The following is a 21,810-nucleotide window of genomic DNA, read 5'->3' as shown; positions in this document are numbered from 1 at the left end:
AAATCCGCCCCTACGTTTATCTGCGCCGTAACACAAACGCGATGCCCAGGCCGATGACCAGCAGGCCACCGGCGATGATGATCACAAGCACGGGGACGGCCATGCCGGAAGCCACATCGTTGCCTGATGCGTCCGAAACGGTGGGGGCAGGGGATGCCGCAGGTGGAGGTGCGGTGGTTGTTGCAGGGACGTCGGATGAAGCCGTTACCCTGCCCAGCAGGGCAAACGGGGAGAGGCGACCGACCATCCCGGTCACTTCACCGTTCTCCGTATCTACACTGGAGGAGATATCCGTCCATTGCAGATCATCGAGCTGTGCCAGGTAAAGATCGGATTCCCTGACATCGGCAGGCAGGGTGGAGGGGTCATACTTTAAGGTGACCGTGGCTGCCGGGCTGAAGGTGGCGCCGGCGGGTTCGAATAAATAGGCTTCGATAACTACGCCGTCTGCCGGCGGGTCAGGCGGGTCGTCGATCTGAGCAAGCGTGATCTGCCTGCTGCCGCCGGGAAGGGATACGGTGGTATTTTCCGCAAGGGTGAACACTATTTTGCCGTTGGAGCCGCTGAGGCTGACGGCTGAGGCCGTTACCCCCTCGCCGGTTGTAAACGCGGAGTTCGTGCCCAGCAGGTTGGTCGAAATCGTAGTGGAAGAGGCAGTTGTCGTAGTCGTAGTCGTGGTGGTGGTCGTCGTGGCCGGAGGCAAGTACCTGATGGCGAATATGGTGAAATGCGCCACCGGGGCGGAGACCTCTTTCGCGGCCGTATCTACGGTGGAGCTGAGCTTGAGCCAGGACGCGCCGTTCCAGCAGGCGATGTAAAGGCTGGATTCCAGGGCGCCGGCAGGCAGTGATGACTGCTCGTATTTGAACGTCATGGTCGCCGCCGGCGAGAAAGTGGCGCCGGACGGCATGAAGCTGTAGGCGCGAATGAGAGTGGAATTGTCATTGGCCGCCGGAGGTTTGGATTCCGTGGCCGCTCCCAGCTGAGTGGAGCCCTGCATATTGATAGTCGTATTGGCCGCCAGGTTGAGCCTGACGCGTCCATCCGGGCTGGCCAGCTCCCTGGCTGCAGGCAGGATGCCGGCGGCCAGTACAAAACTGCCGGTTTTGCCGAGCATCAGCGTCGATATCGTGCCGACAGTCGAAGCCGACGTGGAGGAGTTTATCGTAATCGAAATCGACATGGTGCAGTAATGTCCGGCGCTGTCGTCGGCCCGCACTATAAAGCTGTAAGTCAGGGGGGTGGAGGGGGTGCCGGATATAACGCCGGTGGCGCTGTTGAGCATCAGCCCGTCGGGAAGGGCTCCGCCGATCACGGTCCAGGTGTAGGGTTCCGTTCCGCCGCTTGCTTCAAGCGTGACAGAGTACGCCGTGCCGACTGTGCCGTCGGGCAATGTCGATGGGGAGATAACGCACGTGCCATCTGCCAGAGCGGTCTGTGTTAAACACGGCAATAAGGCGACGCAGACGACCGATGCTATCAGCACAACAGCGACGGCTGCCGACGGGATACGCTGCGTACTGTTGAACATATATCTATAATATCAGCGGTCTGAAAGTATTTTCTTGACTTGTTTTTTCAAAGGTGGTAAATCGTTTAGGACTGTTTTCCAGACTTCTGCAAGGTCAACATTTGCGTATTCATGAACAATAACGTTGCGTGTACCTACAATTGTCTGCCATGGTATATCGGGATACTTCTTACGTACAGATGACGGTACATGTTTGGAGGCCTCGCCAATTATTTCAAGACATCTTACTACTGCGTAATTTGTCATTGTATTCTCAACAAACTGCTCGAAAGTCATTCCTCTAATGAAAAGCTGGGCAGCTTCGATGTTTATAATGATATCTTTAAGATAAATCGAATAATCTTTCATATGTCTATATGTATATTAAATCCCTTGACACATAATCGCGCAGTTCATGGCGCAGATTGCGTCCGGGTATAACATCAACCTTGCGCCCCATAAGTTCCTCGAGATATATATATAGATCCGCGCGCTCGAAAAGGCTAATACCTTTGTTGAACGTGACCAGAAAATCTATATCGCTACGTTTTTTCTGGTCTCCGCGGGCGTATGAACCAAAAACGCCGATTTTATCAACATGAAACCGGCTCTGGAGCTCCGGCCTGTTCCGCCGGATGATCTCCCGTATCTCTTCCAGGCTCGAGACCCTGGTCCTGCGCTGTGTGGCCATGAGGGTATTATATCACCTTCACGGTCGCTGCAGGGGCGGATTTAGAAGTCCGCCCGCAAATGGGGTGATGCGTCCATATAAAGTTCGGGCGGACCTGAAGGTCCGCCCCTACGGTAGTCTTATATATGCCGTTGCCTGCCCCTCATATAGATAAAACCGCCTATCAGGGCGACCAGTATGAAGGTGGCGCTGATGATAAGCAGCAGGTCAGGCTGCGCCAGGTCGGCAACGGTAAAGCTTCCGGCCGGCACGCCGCCCGCAGATACGCTGTAGCTGCCGGGCTGCGAACGAGTGACCGTAAAAGTGAGGAGCGCCGTTTTGCCACTCTCGATAGTCACGTGACGGCTGGTTTCCTCGCCGCCGTTTACGAGCAGCTTTATTGTGGACGTACCGCCGGCGCCGCCCCGGTTGGCCACGACTGCGTTCACTGTCACGATGTCTCCCGGCTTAACGCTGGTTGCGGAGAGCGACGCGCTCTGCACGACGAGGTTGGGCAGAGTCACCGGAGTGGATGCGGGGGGTGGGATTGTCGAGGAGTGTGAAGTTGCGAGGGCGGTAGTCCTGACGGCGGGACCGCCCGGATCGACGATTGTGCCGTTGACCTGTCCGTCGCCATCGCCCAGACCGCCGTCTTTGATCCTGAGCACCAGGGTATTGGTGCCCGGAAAATAGCTCATAAGGGATGAGCAGTCCACAAATATGCCGTTTAGACACTTATAGTATCGCGCCCCTCCCGGGAGGTTGGCCGGTAGAGTAATCGTAATGGTGGCGGTCGCTCCCGGCGCAAGCCCGACGATCTCGAAGGAGAAATATCCGAACGGGAAGGTAAGATTTGAGCCTGTTGCGCAATCCATCAGGCCGAGGGCTCGCAACCCCGTGATGCCACCGACATCCGTGGTGAAAGTCGCATTGCCCTGTCCTGTGGACACCGGTATGGTGACGGACTTGTTGAGGCCGACTTCGTAGGCGCCGATGGTGCAGTTAACGGCCTGCGGCCGGGCCACTCCCCTCTGGTCAGTGGCAGGTGCGTTGCCGTTGTCGCCCCTGTTGAAGGCCGGGCTGTCGATGCCGACGGCGCAGGTAAAAGTCGGCCCGCCGTTATTCTGCAGCGGCCCAAGCAGGGGGTTGGCATTGACCTGGTCTCCCGCAGCATCGAAACCCAGCTCGTTCAGGCTGTCTATGTTATGCCCGACCGACTGCACGGTACCCCTGTTGAGGCAGTTGCGCGCGCCCTGCTGCACGGCGGTATTGTTGGCGACAATGGTATTGACGAAAATAGCCAGCGAGAGCCTTGAATTGAAAAGCCCGCCTCCGTAAGAGTTGACGTCGCTGCCGGTGCTGTTATTGGCGATGGTGTCGCTTTGAAATACCGTTAGTCCCAATATGGATGCTATGCCTCCGCCGGCATTGGAGACCGGCGGCAACTGGGCATCCCCGCTTACCCCGTCTTCCCCGGGATTAAATCCAGTTTCCGGCAGGGTTAAGCCCGGAGGCGGATCGGGATAGGTCAGGCTGTTGCCGCTGACGGTGCAGTTGACCAGGTTGCCGAGGCTTATCAGCATTCCTATGCCGCCGCCCAGCAGGCCGGTCCGGTTGCCACTGAATGTGCATCCGTTCAGCGAGTACAGGCTGAAGGCAGAGGACATGCCGCCGCCCCAGTTCAGCGCTGCATTATTGGCGACGGTGCAGTTGTTGAGCACAACCGGCGCTGCGGGTGGTTGGGGAAAGCCGTCCCCGTCAATTTGCTGGTCGAGGGCATAAAAACCGTCCAGGTTTTCATAGGCATAACCGTCACCCGGCACTGCGCCTGCAGAGAGCGCGTCCGGATTGCTCAGGTATTCTTCCACAAATCCTGACCCGAGTATGAAAAGGCCTCCGCCCCCGCCGCCGGCGAGATTGTTGCTTATGTTACAGGTGTTGACGGTCGCAGCGGCCTCCCCGATCTCAGTCAGCCCGTAGAATATGCCTCCGCCCCAGCGGCCGGCCAGGTTGCCGCTGACCGTGCAACCGGTCATATTGAGCGTCGTATCATAAACGGCAAAGATACCCCCGCCTATTCCCAGATCGCCTGCGGCCGTGTTATTGCTGATGGTGCACTGGTTCAGGTTGAGCGTGCATCCGAAGGCGGCTATCCCGCCGCCCAGTCCGCCTGATTCATCGTCGAAAACTCCCCTTTCCAATAAATCCGCCGGGGCACGGCGTCCTTCAGGTGCAAAGTCATCCACCCAGGTGGCTGTATTGTTGCTGACGGTGCAGCGGTTGAGCGTGACGATGTTGTCGTTGTCGATCCAGATACCGCCGCCATAGTCAATGCTGTCATTATGCGTTATAACACAATCATTAATGGTAATGGTGTTATTTAAAGCAGTTTCATCTACATAGATACCGTTCCAGTTCCCGTTCCGGATGGTCAAGCCGTAGATAAGTACGTTACCGCCATTTAAAGCATAAATGCCGATAACCTCATCTTCCGGATCAGCGGAGCCGTTTATTACGGTCGATGCGGCGCCGGCGCCCAGCAAGGTCAGGGATTTATTGATGGTAATAAAGTCCGCCTGGTTATATGTGCCGGCCGCAATGTTGACCGTCCCGGCGGCACACGCGGTGTCGATGCCGGCCTGTATGGTAAGCTTGGGCCCAACGTTGCCGGCGGTGTGGAGCGGCGAGCTGCCGTCCCAGGCGTCATCGCCCGTCGAGCCGTTCACGTACACGGTGTTCAGACAGTTATTTGCGCCGGCCGTCCCGGGCAGGGCAAGCGTGGATACAGCCGGTAATAAAAGCGCAGCTAACAGGATCAGGGAAAGCCGCTTCACGATTTCTTTCATAATACTCCTCCTGGAGACTAGCCGGTTATCCTCGCCCGACTATCTGCGCCGACATGTCAGCCGCGGTTTTGCCGACAAGTATAGCAGCGGGGAAAACCCCTGTAAACAGGGGGTTGTAAACACAGGGATTATGAAGGCATTGTGGATAAGTGTTAAAATATCGCTCGCCATATGCATGAATGCGGGCGCAGCTAAAGCAACGCCCCTGCAGATAAATATGAAAAACGTAGGGGCGGACTTTTAAGTCCGCCCGAAAAGAGCGGGCGCAGCTAAAGCAACGCCCCTGCAGATAAATATGAATATTGAAGCTGAACTGGCCAGATACAAGACCTCTTACCCCACGCTTCTGACCATAGGTGTTTTCGACGGCGTGCACCGCGGTCACCTGCATTTGCTGGGGCACCTGGTTGCCCGCGCGCAAGAGAGGGGCTGCCCCTCGGGCGTGGTCACTTTCCGCACGCATCCGGAGAAGGTGCTGGGCCGCCGGGACACCATACCCTGGATTACCACTCTGCGTGAACGCACGCGCCTGCTGCGCGCGGCCGGGGTGGATGTGGTGGTGCCGGTTACTTTTACCCGGGACGTGGCCGGACTTTCCGCGCGTGAATTCGTCCTGCTGCTGCAGAAGCATTTAAATATGGGCGGTTTGGTGCTGGGGCCTGATTTTGCGCTGGGCCATGGCCGGCAGGGCGATCCGGACTGCCTGCAGCGGATAGGAGAGGAGCTTGATTTCCGCGTCGAGGTCGTGAAGCCTGCCAGGCTGGGTGGCGAAGTGATCAGCAGCAGTTCCATCCGCAGATCGCTGGCGTCGGGTGATATAAATAAGGTGAAAGATATGCTGGGCCGCCGCTTCATTCTGGAAGGGAAGGTAGTTGCGGGGGACCGCCGCGGCCGTACCCTCGGCTTTCCAACTGCTAATATTGAGATGCAGCCGGAACAGGCCATGCCGAGGGACGGCATCTACGCAACTGTCGCAATCCGGGGACGGCAGAGGCTGGCCTCCGTGACCAATATCGGTGTGCGGCCGACTTTCGGCGGGTTGAAACGCCTGGTCGAGACGTATATATTGGACTTCGACGGCGATCTATATGGAAAGCGACTCTGTATTGAACTGGTTGCCAGGCTGAGGGACGAGATGAAGTTCAACAGCGCCGAGGAACTGAAGATTCAGATGGCCAAAGATACACTTAAAGCGAGGAGTATATTAGAGATGTAGGCGCGGACTTTTAAGTCCGCCCGAAACGGGCGCAGCTAAATCAGCTTTCCTACGTTATTAAAAGGAATATAGATTATGAAGAAACTATCGGACACCGAATTCAAACGCCTCTTCCGACGGGGTGTAAGCCAGATTATTAATGAGGAAGAGCTGCTCAAGATGATGCAGTCCGGCCGCCCGCTGCGTCTAAAGCAGGGCTTCGATCCCAGCTTCACGGACATACATATGGGCCACGTGGTTGGGCTGCGCAAGCTGCGACAGTTCCAGCAGCTCGGGCACCAGGTGGTGCTTATCGTGGGGGACTGGACCGCCCGCATCGGCGACCCCACGGGGCGATCGGCCACACGTCCCATGCTCACAGGGGATCAGGTAAAAGCCAACGCCCAGACATATATGGAACAGTTCTTCAAAATCGTGGATAAGGACAGGACCGAGGTGCGCTGGCAGAGCCCCTGGTTCGAGAAGGGTATATTCGGCCTGGAAGATATCATCCGGCTGACCTCGAAGTTTACCGTGGCGCAATTTCTGGCCCGCGAGGATTTCGCGCGCCGCTACGCCGAAGGGCACCCCATCGCTATCACCGAATTTCTTTACCCGCTTATGCAGGGCTACGACTCCGTCATGATCGAGTCTGACGTCGAGTTCGGCGGCACCGACCAGGTCTTCAACTGCATGGTGGGCCGCCAGCTCCAGGAGATGGTGGGACAGAAGCCGCAGCAGGTCTTCCTCATGCCGCTGCTGGTCGGCACCGACGGCGTGCAGAAAATGAGCAAAAGCCTGGGCAACTATATCGGTGTCACCGACCCGCCGGCCGAGATGTTCGGCAAGACCATGTCCATCAATGACAGTATGATCATACCGTACCTGGAGCTGCTGACGGATGTGCCTGACGAAGAGATCGAACATTTCAATGCGGGCATGGCCAGCGGACGTCTCAATCCCATGACGGTCAAGAAACGCCTGGCCCATGAGCTGGTCAAGGATTTCTGGAGCGCGAAGGACGCCGAAGAGGCGGCCGAGGAGTTCGCCCGCACCGTTCAGCAAAAGGAAGTCCCCGATGAGATACCGGTGCTCAAAATCGCAGGCGGATCGACTTCCCTGCTGTCAGCGGAGATATCGCGAGCCGGGCTGGCTAAAAGCCGCTCGGAGGCACGACGCCTGCTGGAGCAGAAGGCTATCGAGATCAACGGCAAAACGGTCAATGAAGACCTGGAGATGGGCAAGATCGACGACGGCAGCGTGATCAAGGTGGGTAAGAGACGGTATATAAAGGTCGTCCGCAGCTGATCCGTCATTGCGAACGAAGTGAAGCAATCTTGTCCACCTCGTCATTGCGAGCATAGCGAAGCAATCTTGTGTGGAATGTCATCTCAACAGAAGATTGCCGCGTCGCTACGCTCCTCGCAATGACATATAGTAGACTCTTGAAATAACATGATAAATGATGCTTCTTTCAATTTATATGCGCATATCTGAATTCCATTGCCCGCCCAAATAATCTATAATTTACGGACTAATCTTTTGGGAGGCCCTACATGCAGTTGAGAATTCCAGGCCCGACACCCTGCCCTGATGAGGTACTGAAAGCCGGCGGTCGCCAGATGATAAATCATCGCGGCAAGGAATTTGGCGAGATGCAGAACCGCATAACTCCTAAACTGAAACAGTGCTTTCAGACTAAAAACGACCTGTTGATCCTCACCACCTCGGGTACCGGTGGCCTGGAATCAGCTGTAGTGAATATGCTGTCGCCCGGTGACAAGGTGCTGGGTGTCTCCATCGGCATTTTCGGAGACCGCTTCGCCGAATGCGCAAAGGTATACGGCGCCGAGGTTATTCCGCTCAAGTATGAATGGGGCCAGGCCGTTAATCCCGACGATGTTAAAAAGGCCCTCAAGGACAATCCCGGCGTCAAAGCCGTGCTGGTGACACATAATGAGACATCAACCGGCACCACCAACCCGCTCAAGGACATCGCCGGAGTGGTGAAAGAAGCCGGCAAGCTCATCCTGGTAGACGCTGTCAGCAGCATGAGTTCCATCGATGTGCAGGTGGATGCCTGGAACCTGGACGTTGTGGTCTCAGGTTCACAGAAAGGATGGATGGTACCGCCCGGACTGGCCTTTGTCAGCGTCAGCCCGGAAGCCTGGAAGGCGCACTCACAGGCTAAAATGCCCAGGTTCTATTTCGATTACACGCGCGCCAGGAAGTTTATCCCGGACGGCCAGACCCCCTGGACCCCGGCTGTTTCTATCTACTTCGCCCTGGACGTTGCCCTGGATATGATGCTGAAAGAAGGGCTGCAGAACATCTTCGCCCGGCATGCCGGAGTTGCGGACAAGGCCAGGAAATGGGTCAGGTCCAAAGGCATGGAGCTGCTGGTGGCGGATGAGAAGAACGCATCCAATACCGTGACGGCAGTGAAAGTCCCCGCAGATATCGAAGTATCCAAATTCTCGGGTACTCTGCGTGACGAGTACAAGGTCGTCATCGCCGGAGGACAGGGCGGCATGAAAGGCAAGGTCTTCCGCATCGGCCACCTGGGCTTTGTTACGGAAAAGGATATGGATGAGGTGCTCGCCGCCATGGACAAGGCGCTGCCGAAGGCTAAGAAAGTATAGTGTGAAGATCGAATGTCATTGCGAGGAGCGTAGCGACGAAGCAATCTTGTACTATCATGCGGGAGCACAGGATTGCCGCGCCCTGCGGGCTCGCAATGACGAATTCATAAACGTGCGCAATGATAAGGCTGTGTAAATAATGGTAAGGAGCTGACAGCATGAAGGTACTTGTAGCTGATCCTTTAGCGCCGGAGGGCATGGAAAGCCTGAAGGCCATGACAGAGGTGGATGTCAAGCTCGGACTGAAGCCGGATGAGCTGAAGGCCATTATCTGTAATTATGACGCCATCATAGTGCGCAGCGAAACCCAGGTGACCAGCGATATCATCAAGGCCGGCAGTAAGCTGCAGATCATCGCCCGCGCCGGCGTGGGCCTCGATAACGTCGATATCAATGCTGCAACCCAGAAGGGTATAATGGTCGTCAACGCCCCCACAGGCAACACGGTGGCCGCGGCCGAACACACCATGGCGCTCATGCTGGCCCTTGCGCGCAATATCCCGCAGGCGCACAGCCAGCTCAAGGCGGGCAAGTGGAACCGCAAGGAATATACCGGCGTAGAGTTGCGCAACAAGACACTGGGCATCATAGGGCTGGGCAACGTCGGCTCCGGCGTGGCCGCCCGCGCCCAGGGTTTCGAGATGAGGCTGGTGGGGTACGATCCCTTCGCCTCGCAGGAATACTCCCAGTCGCTGGGCGTTACGCTGGTTCCACTCGAACAGATCTACAAGGAATCCGACTTTATCACGCTGCACCTGCCTCTCACTCAGCAGACCAAAGGAATGATCGGCGAAAAAGAGATAGCCGCGATGAAAAAAGGGGTGCGTATTATCAACTGCGCGCGGGGAGGCCTCATAGACGATGAGGCTTTGCTCAAGGGTATCGAAGAGGGCAAGGTGGCAGGCGCGGCCATCGATGTTTACGCCTCTGAACCCTGCACCGACAGCATCCTGTTTAAAAGCGATAAGGTCGTCGCCACACCCCACCTGGGCGCCTCGACCAGGGAGGCCCAGACCAATGTCTGTATCGACGTGGTGGACCAGATCATAGACGTCCTCAACGGCAAGCCGGCCAGGTTCGCAGTCAATGTGCCCCAGATAGCACCGGAGCTGCTGGAGATTTTAAGGCCGTATATGGATGTAGCTGCGGTGGTGGGCAAAATGGCGGGACAGCTCATGGGAGGGCAGCTCAAGGGACTCAAGATCAAGTACTCCGGCGAAATCGCCCAATACGATACCTCCGCCCTCAAGGCCTCCATTCTCAGCGGGCTTCTCGACACGGTAAGCGAGGAGCACGTCACGCTGGTCAATGCAGGCGTCATCGCGCAACAGCGCGGGCTCAAGATTTCGGAGCAGAAAGAGACCGATGTGGCCAACTACGCCAGCCTCATCTCGCTGGAGGTGGTGGCCACCGGCGGAAACGTGGACGTTGCCGGCACCGTGCTGCGTGATGAGACACATGTCGTCAGGATCAACCAGTTCTGGCTCGACATCGTGCCCACGGGCGGCTATTTCATGCTTTGCTATCACACCGACAAGCCCGGTCTGATCGGCGCGGTGGGCACAATCACCGGCAAGAATAATGTCAATATCTCCGCCATGCAGGTGGCGCGCATTACGCCCAGGGGCGAGGCGCTCATGATCCTGTCCCTGGACGAGCCGGCCGATGATCCCATCATCAAGAAGATACTGGAAGTGCCGTATATCACAGGGGTCAAGCTGGTCAAGCTGTAGGGGCGGGCGCAGCTAAAGCAACGCCCCTACAATCTGCCTGGGCATAGTATAATATCCGCATGGATATCAATAGCCTCCATATGCTGGAGTTCCCGCTTGTACTGAAAAGGCTGGCCGATCACACATCATTTGCGGCCGGCCGCGACCTGGCGCTGACACTCCAACCAACCTCCGATGCCGGTCATATTCAGCTTCTGCTCAGACAGTCCGCCGAAGCCAGGCGGCTGCTGTCGGTCAGGCCGGATTTCCACATCGGGGAGGCCCACGATGTGAGGGAGGACGCAGCCCGCGCCGGTAAAGGCGCTGCGCTCGATCCTCTGGCTTTGCTCAGGATACAGAGGACGCTGGCTGCCTGTCGCATCGCCCGCAGCGGCCTGCAAAAAATGTCGTCCGACCTGCCGGCCTTATGGGGCATGGCGCAGGATATCACAACGCTGCCGCAGCTGGAAGGCGATATAGGCAAATGCCTTTCGCCCACCGGAGAGGTGCTGGACTCGGCCTCGGCCCATCTGGCGGATGTCAGGTGGCGACTCAAGGATACGCGCAGGCAGCTGCAGGACCGGCTATCGGTAATAGTCAAGTCGAAAAGGGGCCAGGAGATGCTGCAGGAGCAGCTTGTGACCGAGCGCAACGGCCGCTACGTTCTTCCCGTTAGAGTCGAGGCAAAGAGGGAACTGAAGGGCATAGTGCACGATGTTTCAAATACCGGCGCAACGGTCTTCATCGAGCCTATGGAGACCATCGAGTCCGGCAACGAGCTCCGGCAGCTCGAGGTGGAGGAGCGGCAGGAGATCGAGCGAATATTAACGGCCCTCAGTGTTTCCGTGGGGGATGCATGCGGCGATATAGAACTTAATATCGGTATTCTGGCGCGCCTTGACCTGGCTCTGGCCAAAGCCCTGTACGCGGAAAAAACCCGGGCCATCGAGCCGGAGATCGTCAGCGGTACTGAGGAACGGTTCCTGAGGATGGTCAATGCCCGTCATCCGCTGCTCAGGGGCGAGGCTGTGCCGCTCAGTGTAGAGCTGGGCAGGGATTTCTCCGTGTTGATCATCAGCGGCCCTAACGCCGGGGGCAAGACGGTTGCGCTTAAAACCATCGGGCTGCTGGTGCTGATGGCGCAGGCGGGCCTGCCCATACCCTGTGCGGACGGAACGCGGATGCCGATCTACGACGAGGTTTACGCCGACATCGGTGACGAGCAGAGTATCGAGCAGACACTCTCAACCTTCAGCGCTCATATCAGCAATGTCGCGCGCATCGTAAAAAAATCTACGCCTGCCGGCATGGTGCTGCTGGACGAACTGGGCATCAGCACCGACCCGGGTGAAGGCGCCGCCCTGGCCCAGGCGACACTTACACATTTCGTCGACAAGGGCACGGCTGTAGTGGTGACCACCCATTACTCGGAGCTCAAAGCTTTCGCCCATCTCAACAAGGGACTGCGCAACGCCTCACTCGATTTCGATCCGGTTACCCTGATGCCGACATACCGTCTGAGCGTGGGCATACCGGGCGGCAGCAATGCGCTTAATATTGCCGCCCGCTTCGGCCTACCGGATGAGATAGTCGATCAGGCCCGCAGCATCATGTCAAAGGGCTCGCAGGAGGTTGAGGCCATGATGGTTGACCTGGCGGCCGAGCGAAAGAGGCTGGCAGAGGCCCAGCAGTCCATCGACCGGGAAAATGCCCGCGCTGCCGGGCTTTCCGCCGATCTGGAGGCTGAGATATCACGTATCCGGAGCAAAGAGCGGGAGATGGTTCGCGAGATACAGGACAACCTTAATACCGAGATCGCCGGCCTGTATCGTGAGATACGTGAGGCCGAGACCGAACTGAGGAAACAGAGGAAAAAAGAGAGTCTGGAGCGCGCGCGCAAGGCCCTGGAAAATATCACAAAACAGGCAGAGCAGCGTTCAGCGCAGCTGGACCGGAGGCTGGCTGCCATCAGCGATGACGAATCAGGTGTTGAAAAGATCGCGGTAGGAGACAGCATCCGTCTGAAAAATATGAATACACAGGCCACCGTGGTCTCGGTGGATGAGGGGCAGGACAGGTTGGAGGCGCTGGTGGGAGATATAAAACTGACGCTGCGTCTGGACGGCGTGGAAAAGATCGATGCGCCGGAGTCGGACGGCCCCGGAGGTAGGACGGAGGCCAGGCCAAGGACGACCCGCACGGCCGCGCCCGAGTTGGATCTGAGGGGGCAGAGGGCCGAAATGGTTGAATCCGCACTGGATTCCTATCTCAACGATGCATTCATGTCGCAGTTGCCTGAAGTGCGCATTATTCACGGATATGGAACGGGCGCTGTAAGAGGCGCAGTACGGGAGGCGCTGGCCACACACGCGCTGGTTAAATCGTTCAGGCCGGGTAGCCGTGGTCAGGGGGGAGATGGCGTAACCATGGTCGAATTAACGTAGGGGCGGTATTTCAAACACGCCCGTGAAACGGGCGATACGTTGATATTTTGCACGGGCGCAGCTAAAGCAACGCCCCTACGGAAAAATGTGGGGGCGGGTTTTCAAACCCGCCCGTGAAACGGGTATCGGATGAAAGTATGGCTGTAATCGAGCGCTTCGATCTGAGCCGATCACAGGCCCTGCGCTGGCTACGGGACATGTCGGAGCAGGACATCGTTTTTTCGGTATACATAAGACCGGCTGCCTCAAAGGCCGAGGTTGAAAAGGTGTTACAGCAGGCGCTGGATCGTGGCGAGATGCTGGACACACTGGTGGAGAAAGCGGCCGGGTCGACCACCGGCGCCGCTGTTTTTTATGCCATGGGCAAAGGCTGGGTTGTGCGGCCGCCCTTCCCGCTGGCCGGGGACGGCCTGCGCCGCGGCTGCGATCCCGGCCCGTTGAGGTCGACCCTGGAAAAGGACCGGAAGCTGGCATTGATACTGGTGAGGCTGGGGCGTTACGCAGTCGGTGTTTTTGAGGGCGATAAGCTGCTGGCCGGCAAGGCCGGCACAGGATTGGTGCATGCCAGACATCATAAAGGCGGATCGTCAGCCAACCGTTTCGCCAGGCACCGGGAGAAACAGATGGAGTATTTCTTTACCCGCATCGAAGAGCACACACGGGAGATACTCGGCCCGCACCTTGGCGACGTCGAATATGTGATATACGGCGGCGCCCGCGACACCCTGGCCAGGATGTGGAAGCAATGCGCTTTTTTCGAATTGCTGCGGCCCAGGACGCTGAACAGGTTGATTGATGTGCGCGAGCCCCGGCGTACGGCCTTCGATGATGCACTGAGGCTGGCCTACGGGAGCGTTATCTACGAGGTCATCGAGTAAAAAAAGTTAAAATCCTAATTTCAAAATCCTAAACTCTAAACAATATCAAAATCCTAATTTCAAACTCGAGTTTTGAAATTTGAATTTGTTTAGGATTTAAAATTTAGCTATTAGAGTTTTAATATTATTTGGAATTTGGAGCTTGGAATTTATCTTAGATCTCCCCGTCGGTGCGGAAGATGACCAGCCCGGAGGGCAGCTTGGGATAGAAGAAAGTTGACTTGCGCGGCATGCGGTCGTTAGAATCGGCTACCGCCTTGATTGTCTTTGCGGGGATGGGATCGAGCAGAATCGTAAACTGGAACTGGCCGCTGTCGACCATGCGGCAGGCGGATTCACCGCTGGGCGTATAGGCCAGATTGTCGGAATCGCCCGGCGGCAATCCCAGTAATTTCTCACAGATAATATGCTGCACTGCGCTGACGTCCAGCCTGCCGTACTCCTCAGAGCGCCTCTGTTTGAGAAAATCGTTGACCTTTATTCCGGGCAGCAGGGTCAGGCCGAGCACCTGTCCGGGCTCCAATCCGTATATGCGGATACTGCCCGCGGCCGCGGCAAGCGACACATTTCCTGCGGAAGCTTCCCTGACCTCGAAGTAATCGGACAGGCCTTTTTTAAATTTATCGATGGTTTCCTTCTGGATAGCGCGTACAAGCCTGTGGATGGGCAGTATGACGATACCGGGGTCGGAGAAGGAGACCAGCGCCATCATGACGTAGTTGTAGGCCTCGTTGCCGCTGCCGCCGGGATCAAGCTCGCGGCGGTACTCACGGTATTCCAGCGCTGTCTCATAACGGTGGTGGCCGTCGGCGATATAAATAGGTTTTGGAATTAGAAAATGGCTGACCCTCTGCACAAACTCCGGCTCGTTGACCGCCCAGAAACGGTGATAATCCGTCCCTGTTTGAAAATTATAGGTGGGAGTGGCTTTGACACGGTTAACGATCAACTGGTTGATCTTGCCGCCCGGGTCTTCGTAAAGCCCGAAGATGGGGCTGAAGTCTGCCGAGCAGGCCTTCATCAGGTCCAGCCGGTCAGCCTTGGCTTTGGCCATGGTGAATTCATGTGGGACGACTATTTTATTCTCCCAGGGCTCCAGGCGCACGCAGGCGTACAGCTCCAGCCTCTTTTTTTTCGCTTCGCCTATTTCGAAGCTGTGCTCATGGACATAATAATTAGGCACCTGGTCCTGTATGAGCACATTATCTTTCAACCAGCGGTTGAACTCATCGCGGGCGCGGGTGTACCTGTTACTTCTCTCGTTGTCGCCCTCCTGTTCAAGGCCGAACTCCAGGCGCACCATGTTATATTTATTTTTTTCATAAAGGGCCTTTTGCTCCTGGGCAGATATAACATCGTAGGGCGGGCAGATGATATTTTGCATATATTGCACCGTGGCAGGGTTGTAGCGCACGCCCCTGAATTCAGATATTTCAGCCAAACGTTTTCTCCAATATCATTGTGCCCTTAAAAATCTCATCAGATGCCGCCGCTCCATGCTTTTACAAGGTCATTGACCGGCAGGTCGGTCAACCCTCTGAGTACAAAGCGGCCGCCGCCAACGGTTCCCAGCCTTGTCGCCGGCACCCTGTGTTTGAATGCCATCTCCTCCAGTCTGCGCACCTTTCCCGGGCTGACGGAGACGACAGCGCGTGACTGCGCTTCGCCGAAGATCATTGTGTCCATGCGCCCATACGCCGGCAGATCTCCCTTAAATCCTGTGCCGCCAATTATACAACTTTCAGCCAGCGTCACAGCCAGCCCTCCGTCGGAACAGTCGTGAGCCGACCTGAGCAATCCACGGTCGATAGCCTTGATGAGAAGGTCATGAAGGTTTTTCTCTGCGCGCAGATCAATAGTCTGTGTACCCCTGACTACACCGTGGATCAATTCAAGGTATTCACTACTGCCCAGGGCCCGGTCATTCCCGAAATCTCCCAGTAAAAAGACCGCGTCTCCTTCGCTTTTGAACCCGGCTGTACAGTGGCGTTTAACGTCTTTAATCAGACCTACCATGCCCACCACCGGCGTGGGGAAGATAGCCACACCCCGGGTTTCGTTGTACAGGCTGACGTTGCCGCTGACCACCGGTGTTTTGAGCTTGCGGCAGGCTTGCGACATGCCCTCGATGCAGCGGTGCATCTGGTACATCACGTCATTTCTTTCAGGATTACCAAAGTTGAGGCAGTTGGTGATGGCCATGGGCCGGGCGCCCATGCAGGCGGTATTGCGCGCGGCTTCAGCTACAGCTATGACTCCGCCGACCAACGGATTTACATAACAATAGCGGCCGTTGCCGTCGGTCACCAGGGTATATGCTTTTATTGTTTCCTGTATGCGCAGGACAGCCGCGTCGCCGTCACCCGGTAAAACCACCGAGTTGTTGCCCACCTGGTGGTCGTACTGGCGGAATACCTGTCGCTTGCTGCAGATATTGGGTGAAGCCAGCAGGCGAAGGAGAATTTTGCCGGTGTCTGCGGGTGTTATATCTTTGATTTTCTTGAGATCGAGCTCCTGGAGGTCGTCCAGCCAGGAGGGACGTTTGGGACGGAAACGATATACAGGCGGATTGTTGAGATATTTTACGGGCGCGTGCGCGACAATCTTTCCACCATCGCGGATAGTGGCCATGCCGTCGTCCGTTACTTTACCTATAATATCCGAGTGCAGGCCCCAGCGATCAAAAAGGTCGCTGACCTTGTCCTCGCACCCTTTCTTCACGATGACGACCATGCGTTCCTGCGATTCCGACAGCATGACTTCGTAGGGCGTCATCCCCTTTTCCCGTCTGGGTACCCTTGCCACATCGATATCCAGGCCTGAATCTCCCTTGTCGGCTGCTTCAATGGCAGCGCTGGTCAATCCTGCGGCGCCGCAGTCCTGCAGACCGACGATCCATCCGGTGCGTGTTAACTCCAGGCAGGCCTCGATAAGAAGCTTTTCCATGAAGGGATTGCCCACCTGCACGGCGGAGCGGAGCTCGCGCTGCTCCTCGAAAGTCCGTGAGGCCAGTCCCGACGCCCCGTGCAGTCCGTCGCGGCCTGTATCGGCGCCCACCAGCATGACGAGATTTCCCGCTCCCGAGGCGCGCGCCCTGGTCAGGTCTTCCCGGCGTCCGATACCCAGGCAGAGGGCGTTGACCAGCGGGTTGCCGCTGTAGCACTGATCGAAATATATCTCGCCGCACACATCGGCGATGCCCAGGCAATTGCCGTAACCCGCGATACCTCCCACCACACCGCTCATCAGGTACCGGTTATGCGGATCGGACATGGGGCCGAAGCGCAGGGAGTTGGCCAGGGCAATGGGCCGCAGCCCCATGGTGAAGATGTCGCGCACGATGCCTCCCACGCCGGTGGCGGCGCCCTGGTAAGGCTCGATATAGGACGGGTGATTGTGAGACTCGATCTTGAATCCTATGACCTGGCCGTCGCCGATATCGATAACTCCGGCGTTCTCCTCCCCCGGCTTGATAAGGACGTATCTGCCGGATGTGGGGAAACGTTTCAGCAGGGCCTTGGAATGTTTGTAGCCGCAATGCTCGCTCCAGAGTGAGCCGAACATGCCGAGCTCGACCTCAGTCGGCTCGCGCTCCAGCTTGCTTACAATCAGGTTATATTCCTTGCGGCTGAGCGCAATCTCTTCCAACTGCTCTTTAGATGCCGGCAATTATGGACTCCCAGATGATATTTCCATCGGTGCTGCCCAGTATGTCCTCGCAGGATCGCTCAGGATGGGGCATCATGCCGAGCACGTTGCCCTTTTTATTGATAATGCCTGCAATATTGTTGAGCGCTCCGTTTGGATTGGCTTCCGCGGTTATCTCCCCGCCCGGTGTGCCGTAGCGGAAGGCCACGAGTCCGCCGTCCTCCAGCTCCTTGATAACGTCATCGCCGGCGTAGTAGCGGCCCTCGTAATGCGATATGGGTATTTTAAGCACCTGACCTTTTTTACATTTATTGGTGAAGGGTGTCGAGCTATTTTCGGTTTTCAGGTATGTCCACTGGCAGCGATACTGCAGATGCTCGTTCTGCCGCAGCACCCCTGGCAGAAGGTTGGCCTCGCAGAGCACCTGGAATCCGTTACAGATGCCTATAACGGGGCGACCTTTTTTGGAAAAATCGGCAACGGCCTCCATGACAGGTGAAAAACGGGCGATGGCGCCGGTGCGCAGGTAGTCACCGTAGGAAAATCCGCCGGGAAGTATGATGCAGTCGCAGCCGGCGAGGTCGGTCTCTTTATGCCAGATGTAAGCAGCATCCTGTCCGCAGATATTGTGCACCGAGTAATAGCAGTCGCGGTCGCTCCAGGTGCCGGGGAAGACAACGATGCCGAATTTCATACTTGCTTTTATTCTCGGGCGGGTTTAAAAACCCGCCCCTACGTTGATTCCGTTTTCTCAGGCGGATTTAAAAATCCGCCCCTACATAATCGAATTGTAGGGGTGTTGCTTCAGGTGCGCCCGAAGGAGATAATTCAGAGTTTGCCCAGCAGGTCGGTGACGATGCTGTTGACCTCGCCTCCGTCTGCCTTGCCTTTGACCTGCGGCATGAGCTTCTGCATGACCTTGCCTTTGTCGCCGGGGCCTTTGGCCCCCACTTCGGCTAAAACGGCCCGGACGATTGAGATAATCTCGTCACGCCCCATCTGGGCGGGCATATATTCCTGGAGAATGGCCATTTCAGCCTTCTCCTTTGCCGCCAGGTCAGCGCGGTTGCCCTTCTCGTAAGCTTCGATGCTTTCTTTGCGCTGCTTGATCTCCCTACCGATGACCTCGATGACACCACCGTCGTCCAGCTTTTTCTGCTTGGCTATCTCGGCGTAGTTCATCGATGACAGCAGGGAACGCAACACCAGCATGCGCAGCTCGTCACGGGCACGCATGGCGGTCTTAAGATCTGTGTTGAGCTTTTCCTGTAAAGACATAGAGATTACGAAGTTTTATTGCTTTTGCGGCGCTTGGTTGCCTCTTTGCGCTTGCGCTTGATGCTGGGTTTCTCGAAGAAGCCCCTGCGGCGTACCTCGCTGATTATTCCTTCCTGTTGTACTTTACGGGTGAAACGCCTCAATAGGCTCTCGAAACTTTCCCCTTCTCCTAATCTGACTTCGGGCACAAGCATTCAACTCCTTTTTTAGTTTCTGGCCGCCTTGGAGGTTAGCAAGTAGGCAACTGACAGAGAGAAATTCTAAACTCTTTAGCCCATCGTGTCAATAATGATCTCGTATTATTACGAACTTTGACACACGTCATTGCGAGGAGCGTAGCGACGCGGCAATCTTGCGAGTGATGACGGAACATCAGATTGCCACGCCCTTCGGGCCCGCAATGACGATGCGGAGGAAATATTGCTTCGCCGCCTTTCACGCCTTCGGATCGCAACGACGGCTCGCCGCAATGACATGGTTCTGTTTTATCTGCCTGTAAACCTGGGCGTCCGCTTCTCCAGGAAGCCCATCACACCTTCTTTCACGTCCTCGGACTCCATGCAGACCTGCTGCATAAAGTTCTCCACAGCCATCTGGGTCATGACCGAGTTGGATTTAAGGCCGGCGTAGGCCATGCGCTTGATCATCTCTATTGCCAGCGACGGACCTTTGGCCAGGCCCTGTGCGAATTCGAGTGCCGTATTCATGAGATGATCCGGAGGCACCACCTTGTTGACCAGGCCGATGCGTAGGGCCTCCCGGGCGTCGATCTTTTCGCCCGTCCACATCAGCTCCAGCGCCTTGCTTATTCCTACCAGGCGCGGAAGATAGTAAGATACACCGCAGTCGGGCACCAGGCCTCGCTTGACGAAAATGGCCGAAAAGGCGGCGTTCTCCGATGCTATACGTATATCGGCCGCCAGCGCCAGCGCCAGTCCGCCCCCGGCCGCCATGCCGTTGACTGCGGCTATGACAGGCTTGGTGAAATCCTCGATATGCTTGACCACCCAGCCGAAGCTGACGAACGGCGTGGTGTGCTCGGCGCGGCTGATGCCCGGCTGGTTCTTATCAGTTCCGTACGGCTGCTCGGCAAGGTCGGCGCCCGAACAGAAGGCGCGGCCCTCGCCGGTTAAAACAAGGGCTTTTATACCGTCATCGGTGTTGAGCTCACCCAGGGCTTCCGACATCTCATGCAGTATGGCCGCGTTGAGACAGTTCAGCTTGTCCGGCCGCTTGAGCGCAAGCGTGGCCACTTCATCCTTAATCTCTACCTGGATCAGTTTGTAGGGCATCTTCAACCTCCGGAGTGAATATTTAAAAATGCGGCTATAATGATAACACTACATTACGCGTTATTGCATGTATGAGCGGGCGGGTTTGAAAACCCGCCCCTACGGAAATGTAGGGGAGGACCTTCAGGTCCGCCCGTTACGGACATAGTTTAGAATGGAGGTTTAGAATGGGCGATCTTGAACGTGAAAGGAAGCAGGGATTCGATTGGGACTACATGGCCGACGTGCTGGATAAGAAGGCCGCGGCGGCCAAGTACCTGATACCGGGATTTGGATTGGGCGGGGCGCTTTTCGGATTCGTAGCCAGGGCCGTGATACAGGAGCTCGGCCAGGAGAAGGGCGAGGCGCTGCTGAAAAAGGCCATAGATGATTTCGGCAGGGCCAGGGGAAGGCGTATAGCAACCATAGTTAAAGACCAGGGGCAGCCGCTCACGCTCAAGAACTGGCTGATATACAGCGATATCGATAGCTCCAATTTCGACCCGCACCCCGACCTGGACAACGATGACCTGGTGGTCAAAGCCGGCGAGTGCACATTCTGGAACGGCTCGAGGGAGCTCGGCGTAAGGGAGTACAGCAAGATCTATTGCAAGTATGCCGACTACGCAATTCTGGACGGCTATAATCCGGACGTCAAGCTGGTGCTGCACGATCGCCACCACGTGGGACAGGCCGAGCACTGCACGTTCAGATATATCATGAAAGATGCGAACAGATGATACATTTGCGGTGATCTTGCCCGCAATCGTCTTTGCGCTGTATACTATGCTCCGTGCCAGCGTAGCTCAGTGGTAGAGCAGCTGTTTCGTAAACAGCTGGTCGTCAGTTCGACTCTGACCGCTGGCTCCATTCAAACCCCTCATTTTTGCTAACGGTTTGCTAACGGATTCATTTTCCCGTATCTCCGCCTGAAGCATGTCGTCCAGCCGGCGCATTGCCGCTTTCTGCAGTCCGCCTATCACGTGGCTGTATGTGTCCAGGGTCAGTGTCACGCTGGCATGCCCCAGCATCTCGCTTACTATCTTCGGGTGGACCCCGCCTAAAAGCATCAGGCTGGCGAACGAGTGCCGCAGATCGTGAAATCTCACATGCGGCAGCCCGGCTTTTATCAGCGCCTTACCCAGCTGGTGCGTCAGCGTGGACGGATCCACGGGCGTCCCGTCCGTTTTGCTGAATACCAGGTCGTCGTCCGACAATGGCGCACCGGTCAAAATGTATTCCGCTTCCCGTTGCGCCCGGTATTTGCGCAGGTAAAGCGCCAGCGACGGGGAGAGGTCCAGGCGGCGCCGGCTGTGCTCGCTTTTAGGCTCTTTGAATATGCAAACGCCGCGCCTTTTATAAAGCACCTGGTTTACGGATAGCGAGGCCAGCTCCAGGTCGATATCCCTCCACCTCAGCCCCAGCAATTCCGCCTGCCTTAGCCCGGTATTCACGGCTGTGAAGAATATAGGATAGCACGTGCTGTCCTTGGTTGATTCAAAAAGCCTGGCCACCTCGGACGGTATGAGCGTCCTCATCACGGATTTCCTCACGCGCGGCGGGTCCGCCAGGTCGGCCGCGTTCTGCATCAGCACACCCTGCCTCATGCCGTATTTAAGCGCCTGGAATAGGATGCGGTGGACATGCAGCACCGAGCTTGCGGATAAGCCTTTGCCGTCCTTATATAGCCCAGCGTAATAATCCTGAATCTGCTGG

18 protein-coding genes and 1 tRNA gene are annotated in these 21,810 nt (G+C 56.7%); 9 read left to right on the top strand and 10 right to left on the bottom strand.

Going from position 1 to position 21,810, the window contains the following annotated elements; all coding sequences use genetic code 11:
- Positions 1–16 precede the first annotated feature (16 nt).
- The 4 genes from WC359_12055 to WC359_12040 all read right to left on the bottom strand — a co-directional run bounded on the left by WC359_12055 (position 17) and on the right by WC359_12040 (position 5,026).
- The gene (locus WC359_12055; GenBank protein ID MFA5401170.1) at positions 17–1,531 is read right to left on the bottom strand and encodes an Ig domain-containing protein; all 1,515 of its coding nucleotides are present in this window, start codon (positions 1,529–1,531) and stop codon (positions 17–19) included.
- A gap of 12 nt (positions 1,532–1,543) precedes the next feature.
- Positions 1,544–1,879 carry a DUF86 domain-containing protein gene (locus WC359_12050; GenBank protein MFA5401169.1) on the bottom strand — a complete coding sequence of 112 codons (336 nt, stop codon included), beginning with the start codon at positions 1,877–1,879 and terminating at the stop codon, positions 1,544–1,546.
- Between the two features lie 4 nt (positions 1,880–1,883).
- Complete coding sequence (locus WC359_12045) at positions 1,884–2,201, bottom strand: nucleotidyltransferase family protein (protein ID MFA5401168.1); 318 nt, start codon at positions 2,199–2,201, stop codon at positions 1,884–1,886.
- Positions 2,202–2,320: 119 nt separating this feature from the next.
- The gene (locus WC359_12040; protein ID MFA5401167.1) at positions 2,321–5,026 is read right to left on the bottom strand and encodes a choice-of-anchor U domain-containing protein; all 2,706 of its coding nucleotides are present in this window, start codon (positions 5,024–5,026) and stop codon (positions 2,321–2,323) included.
- A 295-nt stretch (positions 5,027–5,321) separates the two neighbouring features.
- On the opposite strand from WC359_12040, the gene WC359_12035 reads away from it, so the two are divergent.
- The 6 genes from WC359_12035 (at position 5,322) to WC359_12010 (ending at position 13,897) form a co-directional block, all read left to right on the top strand.
- Positions 5,322–6,242: a bifunctional riboflavin kinase/FAD synthetase gene (locus WC359_12035; GenBank protein MFA5401166.1), complete on the top strand. Its 921-nt coding sequence runs from the start codon at positions 5,322–5,324 to the stop codon at positions 6,240–6,242.
- Between the two features lie 75 nt (positions 6,243–6,317).
- Positions 6,318–7,529 (top strand): tyrosine--tRNA ligase, encoded by a 1,212-nt coding sequence (gene tyrS, locus WC359_12030; GenBank protein ID MFA5401165.1) that lies wholly within the window; start codon positions 6,318–6,320, stop codon positions 7,527–7,529.
- Positions 7,530–7,777: 248 nt separating this feature from the next.
- Positions 7,778–8,863, top strand: coding sequence for an alanine--glyoxylate aminotransferase family protein (locus WC359_12025; GenBank protein MFA5401164.1), 1,086 nt, complete (start codon positions 7,778–7,780; stop codon positions 8,861–8,863).
- A gap of 158 nt (positions 8,864–9,021) precedes the next feature.
- Complete coding sequence (gene serA, locus WC359_12020; protein ID MFA5401163.1) at positions 9,022–10,596, top strand: phosphoglycerate dehydrogenase; 1,575 nt, start codon at positions 9,022–9,024, stop codon at positions 10,594–10,596.
- Between the two features lie 59 nt (positions 10,597–10,655).
- Positions 10,656–13,019 (top strand): endonuclease MutS2, encoded by a 2,364-nt coding sequence (locus tag WC359_12015; protein ID MFA5401162.1) that lies wholly within the window; start codon positions 10,656–10,658, stop codon positions 13,017–13,019.
- Positions 13,020–13,156: 137 nt separating this feature from the next.
- Positions 13,157–13,897 carry a Vms1/Ankzf1 family peptidyl-tRNA hydrolase gene (locus WC359_12010; protein MFA5401161.1) on the top strand — a complete coding sequence of 247 codons (741 nt, stop codon included), beginning with the start codon at positions 13,157–13,159 and terminating at the stop codon, positions 13,895–13,897.
- A gap of 154 nt (positions 13,898–14,051) precedes the next feature.
- On the opposite strand, the gene WC359_12005 is transcribed toward WC359_12010, so the two are convergent.
- From WC359_12005 to WC359_11980, 6 genes are all read right to left on the bottom strand, one after another.
- Positions 14,052–15,338, bottom strand: coding sequence for a DUF1015 domain-containing protein (locus WC359_12005; GenBank protein MFA5401160.1), 1,287 nt, complete (start codon positions 15,336–15,338; stop codon positions 14,052–14,054).
- Positions 15,339–15,376: 38 nt separating this feature from the next.
- A complete protein-coding gene (purL, locus tag WC359_12000; GenBank protein ID MFA5401159.1) occupies positions 15,377–17,566 on the bottom strand; it encodes a phosphoribosylformylglycinamidine synthase subunit PurL in 2,190 nt (729 codons plus the stop codon).
- Positions 17,553–18,239, bottom strand: a complete 687-nt coding sequence (purQ, locus tag WC359_11995; protein MFA5401158.1) for a phosphoribosylformylglycinamidine synthase subunit PurQ — start codon at positions 18,237–18,239, stop codon at positions 17,553–17,555. The genes purL and purQ overlap by 14 nt, the downstream gene beginning before the upstream one ends.
- A gap of 134 nt (positions 18,240–18,373) precedes the next feature.
- Complete coding sequence (locus WC359_11990; protein MFA5401157.1) at positions 18,374–18,823, bottom strand: GatB/YqeY domain-containing protein; 450 nt, start codon at positions 18,821–18,823, stop codon at positions 18,374–18,376.
- 5 nt (positions 18,824–18,828) lie between these two features.
- Positions 18,829–19,017 carry a 30S ribosomal protein S21 gene (rpsU, locus tag WC359_11985; protein ID MFA5401156.1) on the bottom strand — a complete coding sequence of 63 codons (189 nt, stop codon included), beginning with the start codon at positions 19,015–19,017 and terminating at the stop codon, positions 18,829–18,831.
- Between the two features lie 291 nt (positions 19,018–19,308).
- The gene (locus tag WC359_11980; GenBank protein MFA5401155.1) at positions 19,309–20,115 is read right to left on the bottom strand and encodes an enoyl-CoA hydratase-related protein; all 807 of its coding nucleotides are present in this window, start codon (positions 20,113–20,115) and stop codon (positions 19,309–19,311) included.
- Positions 20,116–20,282: 167 nt separating this feature from the next.
- Here WC359_11980 and WC359_11975 point away from each other — a divergent pair, with 167 nt between their 5' ends.
- The 3 genes from WC359_11975 to WC359_11965 all read left to right on the top strand — a co-directional run bounded on the left by WC359_11975 (position 20,283) and on the right by WC359_11965 (position 21,792).
- Positions 20,283–20,834 carry an L-2-amino-thiazoline-4-carboxylic acid hydrolase gene (locus WC359_11975; protein MFA5401154.1) on the top strand — a complete coding sequence of 184 codons (552 nt, stop codon included), beginning with the start codon at positions 20,283–20,285 and terminating at the stop codon, positions 20,832–20,834.
- Positions 20,835–20,889: 55 nt separating this feature from the next.
- Positions 20,890–20,964: transfer RNA gene (locus WC359_11970), tRNA-Thr, on the top strand.
- A gap of 618 nt (positions 20,965–21,582) precedes the next feature.
- The gene (locus WC359_11965; GenBank protein ID MFA5401153.1) at positions 21,583–21,792 is read left to right on the top strand and encodes a hypothetical protein; all 210 of its coding nucleotides are present in this window, start codon (positions 21,583–21,585) and stop codon (positions 21,790–21,792) included.
- Positions 21,793–21,810 lie beyond the last annotated feature (18 nt).

The sequence above is a fragment of the Dehalococcoidia bacterium genome (assembly GCA_041653995.1).
Lineage (GTDB): Bacteria > Chloroflexota > Dehalococcoidia > GIF9 > UBA5629 > CAIMUM01.
This window is presented reverse-complemented; position numbering and strand designations above follow the sequence as displayed.

Coding starts and splice junctions, on each gene's coding strand:
- WC359_12055 (MFA5401170.1), bottom strand. CDS start 1,531: ATGTTCAACAGTACGCAGCGTATCCCGTCGGCAGCCGTCGCTGTTGTG.
- WC359_12050 (MFA5401169.1), bottom strand. CDS start 1,879: ATGAAAGATTATTCGATTTATCTTAAAGATATCATTATAAACATCGAA.
- WC359_12045 (MFA5401168.1), bottom strand. CDS start 2,201: ATGGCCACACAGCGCAGGACCAGGGTCTCGAGCCTGGAAGAGATACGG.
- WC359_12040 (MFA5401167.1), bottom strand. CDS start 5,026: ATGAAAGAAATCGTGAAGCGGCTTTCCCTGATCCTGTTAGCTGCGCTT.
- WC359_12035 (MFA5401166.1), top strand. CDS start 5,322: ATGAATATTGAAGCTGAACTGGCCAGATACAAGACCTCTTACCCCACG.
- tyrS (MFA5401165.1), top strand. CDS start 6,318: ATGAAGAAACTATCGGACACCGAATTCAAACGCCTCTTCCGACGGGGT.
- WC359_12025 (MFA5401164.1), top strand. CDS start 7,778: ATGCAGTTGAGAATTCCAGGCCCGACACCCTGCCCTGATGAGGTACTG.
- serA (MFA5401163.1), top strand. CDS start 9,022: ATGAAGGTACTTGTAGCTGATCCTTTAGCGCCGGAGGGCATGGAAAGC.
- WC359_12015 (MFA5401162.1), top strand. CDS start 10,656: ATGGATATCAATAGCCTCCATATGCTGGAGTTCCCGCTTGTACTGAAA.
- WC359_12010 (MFA5401161.1), top strand. CDS start 13,157: ATGGCTGTAATCGAGCGCTTCGATCTGAGCCGATCACAGGCCCTGCGC.
- purQ (MFA5401158.1), bottom strand. CDS start 18,239: ATGAAATTCGGCATCGTTGTCTTCCCCGGCACCTGGAGCGACCGCGAC.
- WC359_11990 (MFA5401157.1), bottom strand. CDS start 18,823: ATGTCTTTACAGGAAAAGCTCAACACAGATCTTAAGACCGCCATGCGT.
- rpsU (MFA5401156.1), bottom strand. CDS start 19,017: ATGCTTGTGCCCGAAGTCAGATTAGGAGAAGGGGAAAGTTTCGAGAGC.
- WC359_11980 (MFA5401155.1), bottom strand. CDS start 20,115: ATGCCCTACAAACTGATCCAGGTAGAGATTAAGGATGAAGTGGCCACG.
- WC359_11975 (MFA5401154.1), top strand. CDS start 20,283: ATGGGCGATCTTGAACGTGAAAGGAAGCAGGGATTCGATTGGGACTAC.